We start from the raw sequence: 13,940 nt of genomic DNA on the forward strand, positions 1-13,940 counted from the left end.
GGATCGTCGGCAGATATGCGGGTTTCCCCGTGGGTCTTTTGACTTGCGCCCGGCTGGTGTGGATCTTATGATTCACCGACCGGTCGGTCAACAATACTCGTGACACAGATCGGCCCCACCTCTCGACTGCGCCCACGACTGGAGACAAAGCTTGTCCGATTCACTCGTCCTTGCATCGCAAGACGGCCCGGTATTGACGCTCACGCTGAACCGGCCCGCCGCACTCAACAGCTTCACCGGTGCCATGCACGAGCAGCTTCGCGCTGCACTCGATGCGGCGGCGTCGAATGCCGAAGTCCGCTGTCTGATCCTGACGGGTGCGGGCCGCGGCTTCTGTGCCGGCCAGGATCTTGCCGACCCGATGGTCGCTCCGTCACCTGCCGGCGAGCCGCCCAAGGATCTGGGCTGCGCGATTGAGATCCTCTACAAGCCACTCGTGCGACGGCTGAAATCAATGCCGTTTCCGGTGATCGCCGCGGTGAACGGTGTCGCGGCCGGCGCGGGTGCGAACCTGGCGCTCAATTGCGATCTCGTGCTGGCGGGTCAATCCGCGAGCTTCATTCAGGCTTTCGCAAAGATCGGCCTTGTGCCCGACACGGGCGGCACGTGGCTTCTGCCGCGCATCGTGGGCCGCGCGCGCGCCATGGGGCTCGCGATGCTGGGCGACAAGCTCGGCGCTGCCGAAGCCGAGCGCATTGGTCTGATCTGGAAGTGCGTCGACGATGCAGCGCTGGCCGAAGAGGCCCGCAATCTCGCAGTGCGCCTCGCCGCGATGCCGGTGAAGGCGCTGGCCGCGACGCGCAGCGCCATCGATGCAGCGCAACACCTCACGCTTGACCAGGCGCTGGACCGCGAAGCCGTCGTCCAAGCCGAGCTGGGCCGCGCACACGACTACCTCGAAGGCGTTGCTGCCTTCGGCGCAAAGCGCGCTCCCGTCTTCACCGATCGCTGATTCACCATGACCGCACCCCAATCCGACCGCACGCCGCAACAGACCGCGGAACTCGTCCGCGAGCGCATGTTCGCCAATGACCGCGCCGCGAAGAGCCTCGGCATGGAAATCGCCGAAGTCTCTCCGGGCAATGCAACGATCTCGATGACGGTGCGCGAGCACATGCTCAATGGTCACGACATTTGCCACGGCGGCTTGATCGCGACGCTCGCCGACACGGCTTTCGCGTACGCCTGCAATTCGTACAACGAGCTGACGGTGGCTTCGGGCTTTTCGATCGACCTGATGGCGCCGGGCCGCGAGGGTGACGTGCTTACCGCGCGCAGCTTCGAGGTCTCGAAGGCGGGCCGGACCGGCGTCTACGACTGCGAAATCACCAACCAGCGCAACGAACGCATCGCCGTGTTCCGCGGCCGTTCGTACACCATCAAGGGCAAGCCGGCCGTCGCCGCGTGAGCCGCCCGAGGAGACATCCATGCCTGTGAAGCAACCCGCCCCGGGTGAACTCGATCCCATCGAGACCGCGAGCCGCGACGAGATCCAGTCGCTGCAGTTGCAGCGCCTGCGTTGGTCGCTCAAGCACGCCTACGACAACGTGCCGCACTACCGCAAGGCGTTCGACGAAAAGGGCGTTCATCCGGACGATCTGAAGCAACTGAGCGACCTTGCCAGCTTCCCCTTCACGACCAAGAAGGACCTGCGCGATAACTACCCCTTCGGCCTGTTCGCGGTTCCGAGAGAGCAGGTCTCGCGCGTTCATGCGTCGTCGGGCACCACGGGCAAGCCCACGGTGGTCGGCTATACCAAGAACGACATCGACACCTGGGCATCGTTGGTCGCACGTTCGATCCGCGCTGCAGGCGGCCGTGCGGGGGACATCGTGCACATCGCGTATGGCTATGGCCTTTTCACCGGCGGACTGGGCGCGCACTACGGCGCCGAGCGGCTGGGCTGCACGGTGATTCCGATGTCCGGCGGGCAGACCGAAAAGCAGGTGCAGCTCATCCGCGACTTCAAGCCCGAGATCATCATGGTCACCCCGAGCTACATGCAGGTGATCGTCGAAGAGTTTGTGCGCCAGGGGCTCGACCCGCGCGAATGCTCCCTCAAGGTGGGCATCTTCGGCGCCGAGCCGTGGACCGAGGCGATGCGCCATGAGATCGAAGGCAAGGCCGGCATCGATGCGGTCGACATCTACGGCCTCTCCGAAGTGATGGGCCCCGGCGTCGCCAGCGAATGCATCGAGACCAAGGACGGCCCGGTGCTTTGGGAAGACCACTTCTATCCGGAGATCATCGATCCCGAAACCGGCGAAGTGCTGCCCGAAGGCTCGGAGGGCGAGCTTGTCTTCACGTCGCTGACGAAAGAAGCGCTGCCCATCATTCGCTACCGCACGCGCGACCTCACGCGTCTCTTGCCGCCCACTGCACGTTCGTTCCGCCGCATGGGCAAGATCGTCGGGCGCTCCGACGACATGCTGATCATTCGCGGCGTGAACGTCTTCCCGACACAGATCGAGGAGATCGTGTTGCAGCACGCCAAGCTCTCAGGCCAATACCAGATCAACGTCAGCCGCGATGGGTTGCTCGACACGGTGGAAGTGCAGTGCGAGTTGCAGCCGCTCGCCGCGCCGACGACCGGCGACCAGGAAGTACGCGAGATCGCGGGATGGCTCCAGCAGCGCATCAAGACGCTCGTGGGCATCTCGACCACCGTGAATGTGCTCAAGCCCGACAGCATTGAACGCACGCTGACCGGCAAGGCGCGGCGCGTCATCGACAAGCGCTCGCGCTGAAACGCCAACAACTTCATGCTGAAGAAACTCTCTCTCCTTTGCGCAGCCCTTGCGCTTGCCGGATGCGCCGCCACCACGGCCACCTCGACGGGATCGGTCACGATCAAGCGCGACAGCTACGGCGTGCCGCATGTGTATGCCAACGACGCGCGCGGCCTGTTCCATGGCTACGGCTACGTGGTTGCCGAAGACCGGCTGTTCCAGATGGAGATGGCGCGTCGTGCGGTGCTCGGCACAGTCTCGGAGGTCATGGGGCCCAAGTACGTGGCGCTCGACAAGGGCAGCCGCTCGGCTTTCACGCCGGCTTCGATCCAGGCACAGATGGCCAAGCTCTCGCCGGAGGACCGGGCCATCTTCGACGGATATGCCGCAGGCTTCAATGCGCGCGTCAAGGAGGTCCTGGCTGACAGGGCCCAATTGATGCCGAAGCAGTTCATCGACGCCGGCTTCGAGCCCAAGGCCGACTGGACGGGCTACGACGTCGCGATGATCTGGGTCGGAACGATGGCCAACCGCTACTCCAATGCGAGCAGCGAAATCGCCAATCTCCGCCTGTTGAATCAATTGCAGAAGGCGCGCGGAGATGCCGTCGGCCGCGAACTCTTCGATCAGATCCGCTGGATCGAGGACCCACTTGCGCCGACCACGGTTCCGCGCGTCGGCGGACGGGCGCAGGCCGCATTGGCACCAGCGAGCGACGCCACAAGGGCGAACGAAGCTTCGGCGCAGATTACGCAACTGGCGCATCTGGCGCCGGTTTCGCCCGAGTTGCTGGCGTCCAGCAGCGACGTCGATGCAGCGCGGCGCGGTGTTGCCCAGCCGTGGCAGCGGCCGATCGCGAGCAATCTCTGGATCGCAGGCCCGAAGAAGACCACCGACGGCAGCACCGTGCTGATCAACGGGCCGCAGTTCAACTGGTTCAATCCGTCGTATGTGTTCGCGATCGGGCTGCATGGCGCCGGCTATGACGTGACGGGCAACACGCCCTTCGCGCATCCCGTCGTCCTGTTCGGCACCAACGGAAAGATCGCCTGGGGCGCGACCGCGGGTCCGCTGGACGTCAACGACATGTACCAGGAGAAGCTCAACCCGTCGAATCGCTACGAGTACCTCTTCAACGGCGCCATGCGACCGATGGGCAAGCGCACGGAGATCATCAAGGTCAAGGGCGAGCCGGACCAGAGCCTCGACGTCTATTCGACCGTGCATGGCATCGTCACGGACTTCGACCTGCCGAACAACACCGCTTTCTCGATGAAGCGCAGTTGGGACGGCTATGAACTCGAATCGCTGCTCGGCTGGATCCATTCAATGCAGGCCAGGAACTGGGACCAGTGGCTGGCGCAGGCTTCGCGCGTTGCCATCACCATCAACTGGTACTACGCGGACGCCGACGGCAACATCGGCTATGTTTCGCCCGGCCGGCTGCCGATGCGTCCGGCTTCGCAGGATCTGCGGCTGCCCGCGATCGGCGATGGCTCGATGGAGTGGCTTGGCATTCGCCCTTTCAAGGAAGATCCGCAGGTGCTGAACCCGGCGCAGGGCTTCATCGCGAACTGGAACAACCAGTCAGCGCCTGGAGCGGTGAGCGACGGCGGCAACTATGGCGCGGCCGACCGGGTCAACGAATTCATTGCGCGACTGCAAGCCAAGCCGCGACTGACAGGCGACGAGCTCTGGGCCATCAATCGCAGCACGGCCTACGCAGACACGAACGCGCGCTACTTTGTGCCGTTCATCATCGAGGCGACGCGCAGCTTGCCGGCCAGCGATCCCGCAAAGCGCGCGGCGCAGATCCTCGGCGCATGGAACATGGAGAACGACGACCCGACCGAGCAGGGCGTCTACCAGAGCCCGGCCACGGCGATCATGATGACCTGGCTGCCGATCATCTACAAGCAACTGCTGGCCGACGATCTGCCCCCCGAGGTGTTTGCCGGCTACGCGAGCGCAGGCTATGCGGGCGCGACGCAGGTCGCCAGCATTCGGCCGGGCAACGGTTCGAAGTTGCTCTACAACGCACTGCTCGGCACCAAGGCCGGGGTGCCCCAGCGCTACGACTTCTTCAATGGCGCAGACAAGAACGCGATGATCCGGAGCACGCTGGCGCAAGCGGTGTCTGAACTGACGGCGCGTTACGGCAGCGATCCCGTTCGCTGGCGCACCCCGGTCACCAAGCATGTGTTCCTCACCAGCAACTTCATCGGCGCGCCGCAAGCGAGTGCGGACGAACTGCTGACGCTGCCGAGCTTCATGAATCGCGGTACGCAGAACGACAAGATCGTGTTCTCGCCCGGCAGCGTTTCGATGTGCACGGCGGCGCCTCCCGGACAGAGCGGCTTCGTTGCGCCCGATGGCCGCAAGGCCGCGCACTACAGCGACCAGATGGCGCTCTTCAAGGACTTCGGCTGCAAGAGCGAAGCACTGACACCGGCCGATGTGGATCGCCATCTCGAATCCACCCGGCAACTGACGTATTGACGGCAGAAGCCGCATTGACCCTTCGATAGGAGATCACGATGTACACGCAAGCCATGGACACGATGGGCAAAGAGCCCGGCGACGGCAAGAAGGCCGTACGCTCCGCTGACGAGATGCAGCTCGAACAACGCTTCGACGCCCGCATCGACGCTGGCGACTTCATCGAAGCGAAGGACTGGATGCCCGAGCACTACCGCAAGACGCTGGTGCGCCAGATCAGCCAGCACGCGCATTCCGAAATCGTCGGCATGCTGCCCGAGGGCAACTGGATCACGCGCGCGCCGACGCTCAAGCGCAAGGCCATCCTGCTGGCAAAGGTGCAGGACGAGGCGGGCCACGGCCTCTATCTGTATTCGGCCGCGGAGACGCTCGGTACTTCGCGCGACCAGATGGTCGATGCGCTGCACACGGGTCGCGCCAAATACAGCTCGATCTTCAACTACCCCACGCTGACTTGGGCCGACATGGGCACGATCGGCTGGCTGGTCGACGGCGCCGCGATCATGAACCAGGTGCCGATCTGCCGCTGCTCTTATGCGCCGTACGCGCGCGCCATGGTCCGCATCTGCCGCGAAGAGAGCTTCCATCAGCGCCAGGGCTTCGAAGCGCTGCTCACGATGATGCAGAAGGGCACCGACGCGCAGAAGGCGATGGTGCAGGACGCAGTCGACCGCTGGTGGTGGCCTTCGATCATGATGTTCGGTCCGCCGGATGATCAGTCGCCCAATTCGGCGCAATCGATGCGCTGGGGCATCAAGCGGTTTTCGAACGACGATCTGCGCGCCAAGTTCATCGATGCCGCCGTGGAGCAGGCCAAGGTGTTGGGCGTGACGCTGCCCGACCCTGACCTGAAGTGGAACGAAGAGCGCCAGCACCACGACCACGGCCCCATCGACTGGAGCGAGTTCTGGCGCGTCATTGCCGGCGACGGCCCCTGCAACCGCGAGCGCCTCGGTGCTCGCGTGAAGGCGTGGGAAGACGGCGCCTGGGTGCGCGAAGCCGCACTGGCCCACGCCGCGCGCCGCGCAGCCCCCGAACCGCTCGCGGCATAGCTCGCAGGCACAGAGCAAGGAACACGATCATGAGCAGCAGCACCAATCCGACAACAACTGAAGCACCTGGCGTCGCGACAGAGTGGCCCCTGTGGGAAGTCTTCGTACGCAGCAAGTCGGGCCTCGACCACAAGCACTGCGGCAGCCTGCATGCCGCCGATCCGAAGATGGCGATCCAGATGGCCCGCGACGTCTACACGCGCCGCCAGGAAGGCACCAGCGTGTGGGTGGTGCGTTCAGACCAGATCGTCGCGAGCGACCCGGGTGACAAGGACATGTACTTCGATCCAATGGAAGACAAGGTCTACCGCCATCCCACGTTCTACCAGCTGCCCGGCTCGGTAGACCACATGTGATGAACACTCGCCCCCAGCCTCGAGGATCATTGAAATGACGGCCTCTATCGCCATCGAATCGACGCCTGCCGTGCAGTACTTGCTGCGCATCGGCGACACCTGCCTGATCCATGCGCAGCGCATCTCCGAGTGGTCGGGCCACGCTCCGATCCTCGAAGAGGACATCGCGATGTCGAACATGGCGCTGGACCTTATTGGCCAGGCGCGCGCCGTGCTGACGCTTGCCGGCCAGATCGAAGGGCAAGGGCACGACGAAGACCAGCTCGCGTTCCTGCGCGACGAGAAGGACTACCGCAATCTCACGATGGTCGAACTGCCGCGCGGCGACTTCGCCTTCACGGTGATGCGCAACGCGATGGTCGCCACGCTGATGAAGCTGCTGTGGGAACGCTTGCACAGCTCCAGGAACGCCGAACTCTCAGGCATCGCCGGCAAGGCCGTCAAGGAAGCGCGCTACCACCAGCAGCATGCGGCCGACTGGGTCGTGCGCCTGGGCGATGGCACGGATGAATCGCGGCAACGCATCGAGAAGGCGCTGAAGGACCTGTGGCTCTATGTGCCGGAGTTCTTCGAATCGGATGCGGTCGACGCCGCCGCGCACACCGCTGGCATCGGCCCGCGCTGGGTTGACCTGAAGGAAGGATGGCTCGCCGACATGAAAGCCATCCTCGAAGAAGCGAAGCTGTCACAGCCCGAAGAAGCCGCATTCCGCAGCACCGGCAAGCGCGGCGTACACAGCGAACACATGGGCTACATCCTCGCCGAGATGCAGCACCTGCAGCGCGCCTTCCCAGGAGGCGTCTGGTGACCGCGTCGCCCGCCTCCGTCGCCGGGCGGTGCGATCAAGCGTGGGACGTGCTCGCCACAGTGCTCGACCCCGAAGTGCCTGCGCTGTCGGTGCGCGACCTGGGCATCGTGCGCGACGTGATCGAACATGACGACAAGCTGGAAGTGGTGTTGACGCCGACCTATTCAGGCTGCCCTGCCACGGAGGTCATCGAGCACGACGTCCTCGCGGCGATCGACAAGGCCGGGCTCGGCCCCGCCTACGTCACGCTGCAACGCGCGCCGGCGTGGACCACGGACTGGATCAGCGCCGAAGGCCGTCGCAAGCTCTTCGAGTACGGCATTGCGCCGCCAGGGCCGGTATCGCCGGACGGCGCCGTGCCGATCCGCATCTTCGGCCGCAAGGCGGATGCGGTCGCTTGCCCGCGCTGCGGCAGCAAGAACACCGAGCGCTTGTCGGCATTCGGTTCGACCGCGTGCAAGTCGATGTATCGCTGCATCGCCTGCCGCGAGCCTTTCGAACACTTCAAACCCATCTGAAGCGGCAAATGCCATGAGCGTCATGTTTCACCCACTGCGCGTGCGCGCAGTCGAGCCGGACACCGAAGAAGCGGTGATTGTTTCGTTCGACGTGCCGACCGATCTGCGCGACGTCTTCGGTTTCACCCAGGGCCAGTACCTCACCTTGCGCAAGGACATCGATGGCCAGGACCTGCGCCGCTCGTATTCGATCTGCGCGGGTGTGGACGACGGCGAGCTGCGCGTGGGCGTGCGCAAGGTCAAGGGCGGCACCTTCTCGAACTGGATCAACGAGCAGCTCCAGCCGGGCGACACCATCAACGTGATGGCACCGCAAGGCCGCTTCTTCGTGCCGATCGAGCCGCAGTCGCGGCGCCAGCACGTGGGCATCGTCGGCGGCAGCGGCATCACGCCGATTCTCTCGATCATGAAGACCGTCCTTGCGCGCGAGCCGCATTCGCGCTTCACGCTGATCTACGGCAATCGCAAGCTGCAGTCGACGATGTTCAAGGAGGAGCTGGAAGACCTCAAGAACCGCTACATGACGCGGCTGGTGCTGCATCACGTGTTCTCGGGCGAGCCGACCGATGCGCCGCTGAACATGGGCCGCATGAACCGCGACAAGATCGGCGAGTTCCTTCGCACGGTGGTTCCGGCCGGCAGCATCGACCATGCGTACATCTGCGGACCTTTCCAGATGAACGACGAGGCCGAGGCGGCGCTGCTCGCGGCGGGGGTGCCCGAAGAGCGCATCCACATCGAGCGATTCGGCGTCGCGGCGCCCGAAGGCGCGCCGGTGGGCGCCGTCATCCACGAAGCACGGCCCGGCGATGCCGAACTCGCGAAGATCGTCATCATTCGCGACGGCTTTCAGCGCGAGATCGAGTTCCACAAGGACCAGCCGAGCATTCTGGATTGCGCCTCGGCCGCGGGCCTCGAAGTGCCGTTCTCATGCACCTCGGGCGTGTGCGGCACCTGCCGCGCCAAGCTGGTCGAAGGGCAGGTGCGGATGGAGCGAAACTTCGCGCTCGACAAGAACGAGATCGCTGCCGGCTTCGTCCTGACCTGCCAGGCCCATCCGCTGAGCGAGCGCGTGGTCCTGTCGTTCGACGAACGCTAGAACATCCAACCCGGAAAGAAAAAATTCCATGGCACGCGGACGCTCACCCGGATATGAAGACCAGCGCGAAATGATCCTGGATCGTGCCGCGCAGCTCTTTGCCAACCGGGGCTATTCCGCGACGTCGATGAACCAGGTGGCCGAAGCCTGCGGCTTCTCGAAAGCGCTGCTCTATCACTACTACCGCGACAAATACAGCCTGCTGATCAGCATCGCGGAAAACCACGTGTCACGCCTCGAGGATCTGGTGGCCGATGTCGACCAGCAGGCCCTGTCGCCCGAAGCGCACCTGCGAGAGTTGATCCGGCGCTTCGTCCAGGAATACGCGGGCGCGCGGCATGCACACCGCGTGCTGACTGAAGACGTGAAGTTCATGGAGCCCACGGACCGCGAGCGCGTGCTGGGCACCCAGCGCAAAGTCGTCGCCGGCTTCGCGCACGCGGTGATGGCGTTGCGCCCCGACTTGCGCAAGACCACGCTCGCCAAGCCACTGACAATGCTGCTGTTCGGAATGATCAACTGGATGTTCATCTGGATGCGGCCCGACGGCGAGCTCGACTACGACGCGATGGCGCCAGTAGTAGCAGACCTCTTCCTCGGCGGGCTTCCAGGTGTCAGACTTCCGCGGCCCGTTGTCCAGGCGGACGCCTGAGACAGCCGGACATCAATACCTTTTCATTTTTTCCAAACCAGCAAAACGGAGACAACCGCATGAGCATGAAACACCTCAAACCCTTCGCCGTGATCGCGGCGCTGATTGCATCGGCGTTCGCGCACGCCGACATCAACGTCGGCGTCACCGTGTCGGCGACGGGGCCTGCCGCATCGCTCGGTATTCCCGAGAAGAACACCATCGCGCTGATGCCCAAGACCATCGGCGGCCAGAAGGTCAACTACATCGTTCTCGACGATGCGAGCGACACCACGGCGGCGGTGAACAACACGCGCAAGCTGATCTCCGAGAACAAGGTCGACGTCATCCTCGGCTCGACCACCACGCCCAATTCGCTCGCCATGATCGACGTCGCGGCCGAGAGCCAGACGCCGATGATCTCGATGGCTGCTTCCGCCCGCATCATCGAGCCGATGGACGCCAAGCGGCGCTGGGTGTTCAAGACGCCGCAGAACGACATCATGATGTCGCTCGCCATTGCCGAGCACATGGCGGCCAATGGTGTGAAGACGGTGGGCTTCATCGGCTTCTCCGACGCTTATGGCGAAGGCTGGTTCCAGGAGTTCTCCAAGGCGGCCGATCTGAAGAAGATAAAGATCGTTGCCAACGAGCGCTATTCGCGCACCGACACGTCGGTCACCGGCCAGACGCTGAAGATCATGTCTGCCAAGCCCGATGCGGTGCTCGTCGCGGGGTCCGGCACGCCGGCCGCACTGCCGCAGAAGAGCCTGAAGGAGCGCGGCTATGGCGGCAAGCTCTACCAGACGCACGGCGTGGCAAACGCCGACTTCCTGCGCGTGGGCGGCAAGGATGTCGAAGGCACCTTCCTGCCGGCAGGTCCGGTGCTGGTCGCGGAGCAGTTGCCTGCTTCCAATCCGGTGAAGAAGTCGGCGCTGGCGTACGTGTCGGCTTACGAGGGCGCTTACGGCAAGGGTTCGGTGTCGACCTTCGGCGCGCACGCCTGGGATACCGGTCTGCTGATGACTGCCGCGGTTCCGGTAGCGCTCAAGAAGGCACAGCCGGGTACGCCTGAATTCCGCGCTGCATTGCGCGACGCGCTCGAACAGATCAAGGAGCTGCCTGGTGCCCACGGCGTGTTCAACATGACACCGAACGATCACCTCGGCCTGGACCAGCGCGCACGCGTGATGGTCAAGATCGAAAACGGCGCCTGGAAATACATCCCACCCGCACAGTGAACGACGTGAGCTGGTTCCGCGCTATTTCTAAAACGTGCCCGGCGCTCCGGATCCTCTTTGCGGGAGCTGCCGCGGAGCCGGCTTCGCCGGGCCGCTGGCAGCGCCCCCTTGAGGGGGGTGGCGGCCACACGCAGTGGGCAAGCCTGGGGGTGTGATGGACACTCAGATCGCCCTTTTGCTGGGGCAGGACGGCATCGTCAACGGGGCGGTCTACGGACTGATGGCCTTGGCGCTGGTGCTGGTTTTTTCGGTCACGCGGGTGATCTTCATTCCGCAGGGCGAACTCGTGGCTTTTGGTGCGCTGTCGATGGCGGCGCTCAACGGCGGACGTACGCCGGCCACGCTCTGGCTACTGCTGGCGCTTGCGGTCGCAACGCTTGGAGTTGAAGCCTGGCGCTGGAAGCGGGGCGCCACGGTGGATTGGAAGGCCACGGCTGTGTGGACGATCGCCTTTCCGGCGCTGGCTTCCCTGCTCGTGCTCGCTGTTCATCCATCGTCGCTCGCCATGCAGGCAGTCACGGCGCTGGTGCTCATCACGCCGCTCGGGCCGCTGCTGTACCGGCTCGCGTATCGGCCGTTGGCTGATGCGACCGTGCTGATTCTGTTGATCGTTTCGGTCGCGTTGCACGGAGTGCTGGTCGGCCTCGGCTTGTTGTTCTTCGGCGCCGAAGGATCGCGCACGCCTGCTTTCTCCGAGGCGCAATTCGACATCGGCGGTGTTCCGATCAGCGGCCAGTCGATGGTGGTGGTGGGCGTCGCCTTCGTGCTGGTGGTGCTGATGTTCGTCTTCTTCGAACGCTCCATCGTCGGCAAGGCGCTGCGCGCCACGGCAATGAATCGCGTCGGCGCGCGGCTCATGGGCATCCCAACCGATCTTTCGGGCGACCTGAGCTTTGCCCTCGCAGCCTTGATCGGCGCCGTCTCCGGCCTGCTCATCGCACCGCTGACGACTGTCTATTACGACACCGGCTTTCTCATCGGGCTCAAAGGCTTCGTCGCGGCGATCGTGGGCGGGCTCGGTAGCTATCCGATTGCGCTGCTCGGTGCGCTGCTGGTGGGCCAACTCGAAGCCTTCTCTTCGTTCTGGGCCAGTGCATTCAAAGAGGTTCTCGTGTTCACGCTGATCATTCCCGTCCTGTGGTGGCGCTCGCTGCGCAGCCGTCATGTGGAGGATGAAGAATGACGCGGCGCTATCTCACGTTGCTGTGCATTGCGGCGCTGGCGCTCAGTTGGGCCTGGCTTCCGGAATTCACCGTCACGCTCTTCAGCTACATCGGTCTCTATTCGATGGTCGCGGCGGGCCTTGTCATGCTCACCGGCATCGGCGGCATGACGTCTTTCGGGCAAGCGGCTTTCGTTGCCGTCGGCGCGTATGCGACTGCTTGGGTCTGCACGTCGCCGGTTGCGGCTTCAGCGTTGGGCGGGGTGGTTTCGCCGGGCGTGCTGCCGTGGGTCGGGCTGGTGCTCGGGCTTGTGCTCACCTTTGCGATCGCGTGGGGATTGGGCGCCATCACGCTCAAGCTGTCGGGCCACTACTTGCCGCTGTGCACGATTGCATGGGGGCTGAGCCTCTATTTCCTCTTCGGCAACCTGGAGTTCCTCGGTGGGCAGACCGGGATCACCGGCGTTCCGGCGCTCACGGTGGCGGGTTTCTCGCTCGCATCGCCGCGCGCATTGGGCCCGTTGATCTGGGCGGTCCTGTTGCTGGCGCTCTGGGCGCTGCACAACCTGCTCGATTCGCGCGAGGGCCGCGCCATCCGCGCGCTCAAGTCGGGCCGCGTGATGGCCGAGTCGATGGGTGTCGATACGGCGCGCTATCGGGTCAAGGTGTTCGTTCTTGCGGCGCTGCTCGCGGCGCTGTCGGGCTGGCTCTATGCGCACATGCAGCGCTTCGTCAATCCGACGCCCTTCAACCTCAACATCGGCATCGAATACCTGTTCATGGCCGTGGTCGGAGGCGCCGGACATCTTTGGGGCGCAGTGCTTGGCGCAACGCTGATCACGCTGGTCAAGGAGCAGTTGCAGGACATCCTGCCCAAGCTGCTTGGCGCAAGCGGCAACTTCGAAGTGATCGTGTTCGGGCTGCTGATGCTCTTCGTGCTGCAACGCTTCGCCGAAGGGATGTGGCCCACGCTGGCGCGCGTGTCCGGTCGATTCCTCAAGCCGGACCCCGTGCCTGTGCCGAAGACGACCACCACGCTTGCCACTCGCAAACTACCTCCTGCGGGCCAACTGCTGCTGGAGGCGGACAAGGTCACGAAGCGCTTCGGCGGGCTCGTCGCCAACAACGCGGTGGCGATGACGCTCAAGGCCGGCGAAGTGCATGCGCTGATCGGCCCGAACGGCGCCGGCAAGAGCACCTTCTTCAACATGATTTCCGGCGTCGACGATCCGAGTGAAGGCGAAGTGCGCCTGATGGGCGAGCCGATGCGTGGCAGGCCATCGCGCGAGTTCGCGGCACGCGGGCTCGGTCGCACCTTTCAGCATGTGCGTCTGCTCGGCATGCGCAGCGTGCTGGAGAACGTGGCGCTGGGTGCCCACCGGCGCGGGCGACATGGCTGGTTGAGTTCGATGTTGCGGATGGACCGTGCGGAAGAAGCCGCACTTCTGGCCGAAGCCCGCCGCCAGATCGAGCGCTGCGGGCTCGGCGAATACGCCGACGCGCCGGCCGCCTCGCTGGCGCTGGGCCAGCAGCGCGTGGTCGAGATCGCACGCGCGCTCGCGGGCCAGCCCGCCGCACTGCTGCTCGACGAACCGGCGGCGGGCCTGCGCCACCTCGAAAAGCAGGCGCTTGCAACACTGCTTTCGCAACTGCGCGCCGAAGGGCTGGGCATCCTCGTCGTCGAGCACGACATGGAATTCGTCATGAACCTCGCCGACCGCATCACCGTGCTGGAGTTCGGCACCGTCATCGCCGAAGGCACGCCGGCCGAAGTGCAATCCAATCCCCGCGTGCTGGACGCCTACCTCGGCGGCAGCGACGAACCGATCCCGATGGCTGCATGAC

General features: G+C 64.5%; 13 protein-coding genes. All 13 read left to right on the forward strand.

Translation table 11 applies throughout. From position 1 onward, the window contains the following. The first annotated feature begins 151 nt into the window (after positions 1–151). Positions 152–952 carry a 2-(1,2-epoxy-1,2-dihydrophenyl)acetyl-CoA isomerase PaaG gene (gene paaG / locus AC1DEK_RS28385; protein WP_478128664.1) on the forward strand — a complete coding sequence of 267 codons (801 nt, stop codon included), beginning with the start codon at positions 152–154 and terminating at the stop codon, positions 950–952. A gap of 6 nt (positions 953–958) precedes the next feature. Continuing rightward, complete coding sequence (paaI, locus tag AC1DEK_RS28390; RefSeq protein WP_478128665.1) at positions 959–1,408, forward strand: hydroxyphenylacetyl-CoA thioesterase PaaI; 450 nt, start codon at positions 959–961, stop codon at positions 1,406–1,408. 19 nt (positions 1,409–1,427) lie between these two features. Further along, positions 1,428–2,747 (forward strand): phenylacetate--CoA ligase PaaK, encoded by a 1,320-nt coding sequence (gene paaK, locus AC1DEK_RS28395; protein ID WP_478128666.1) that lies wholly within the window; start codon positions 1,428–1,430, stop codon positions 2,745–2,747. A gap of 15 nt (positions 2,748–2,762) precedes the next feature. Beyond that, positions 2,763–5,228 (forward strand): penicillin acylase family protein, encoded by a 2,466-nt coding sequence (locus AC1DEK_RS28400; protein WP_478128667.1) that lies wholly within the window; start codon positions 2,763–2,765, stop codon positions 5,226–5,228. 38 nt (positions 5,229–5,266) lie between these two features. After that, on the forward strand, positions 5,267–6,280 hold the full coding sequence (paaA, locus tag AC1DEK_RS28405) for a 1,2-phenylacetyl-CoA epoxidase subunit PaaA (RefSeq protein WP_478128668.1): 1,014 nt from the start codon (positions 5,267–5,269) through the stop codon (positions 6,278–6,280). A 29-nt stretch (positions 6,281–6,309) separates the two neighbouring features. Further along, complete coding sequence (gene paaB / locus AC1DEK_RS28410) at positions 6,310–6,636, forward strand: 1,2-phenylacetyl-CoA epoxidase subunit PaaB (RefSeq protein ID WP_478128669.1); 327 nt, start codon at positions 6,310–6,312, stop codon at positions 6,634–6,636. Between the two features lie 34 nt (positions 6,637–6,670). Next, positions 6,671–7,444, forward strand: coding sequence for a 1,2-phenylacetyl-CoA epoxidase subunit PaaC (paaC, locus tag AC1DEK_RS28415; RefSeq protein ID WP_478128670.1), 774 nt, complete (start codon positions 6,671–6,673; stop codon positions 7,442–7,444). Then, the gene (gene paaD / locus AC1DEK_RS28420) at positions 7,441–7,962 is read left to right on the forward strand and encodes a 1,2-phenylacetyl-CoA epoxidase subunit PaaD (protein ID WP_478128671.1); all 522 of its coding nucleotides are present in this window, start codon (positions 7,441–7,443) and stop codon (positions 7,960–7,962) included. The genes paaC and paaD overlap by 4 nt, the downstream gene beginning before the upstream one ends. Positions 7,963–7,975: 13 nt before the next feature. Next, entirely contained in the window at positions 7,976–9,061 is a 1,086-nt protein-coding gene (gene paaE / locus AC1DEK_RS28425) for a 1,2-phenylacetyl-CoA epoxidase subunit PaaE (protein WP_478128672.1), read from the forward strand. 28 nt (positions 9,062–9,089) lie between these two features. After that, positions 9,090–9,713: a TetR/AcrR family transcriptional regulator gene (locus AC1DEK_RS28430; protein ID WP_478128673.1), complete on the forward strand. Its 624-nt coding sequence runs from the start codon at positions 9,090–9,092 to the stop codon at positions 9,711–9,713. 65 nt (positions 9,714–9,778) lie between these two features. Next, positions 9,779–10,933, forward strand: coding sequence for an ABC transporter substrate-binding protein (locus AC1DEK_RS28435; RefSeq protein WP_478128709.1), 1,155 nt, complete (start codon positions 9,779–9,781; stop codon positions 10,931–10,933). A gap of 154 nt (positions 10,934–11,087) precedes the next feature. Continuing rightward, positions 11,088–12,116: a branched-chain amino acid ABC transporter permease gene (locus tag AC1DEK_RS28440; RefSeq protein WP_478128674.1), complete on the forward strand. Its 1,029-nt coding sequence runs from the start codon at positions 11,088–11,090 to the stop codon at positions 12,114–12,116. After that, on the forward strand, positions 12,113–13,939 hold the full coding sequence (locus tag AC1DEK_RS28445; protein ID WP_478128675.1) for a branched-chain amino acid ABC transporter ATP-binding protein/permease: 1,827 nt from the start codon (positions 12,113–12,115) through the stop codon (positions 13,937–13,939). Before AC1DEK_RS28440 ends, AC1DEK_RS28445 begins: the two co-directional genes overlap by 4 nt. Position 13,940 lies beyond the last annotated feature (1 nt).

This window comes from Variovorax sp. 10N420 (assembly GCF_056394705.1).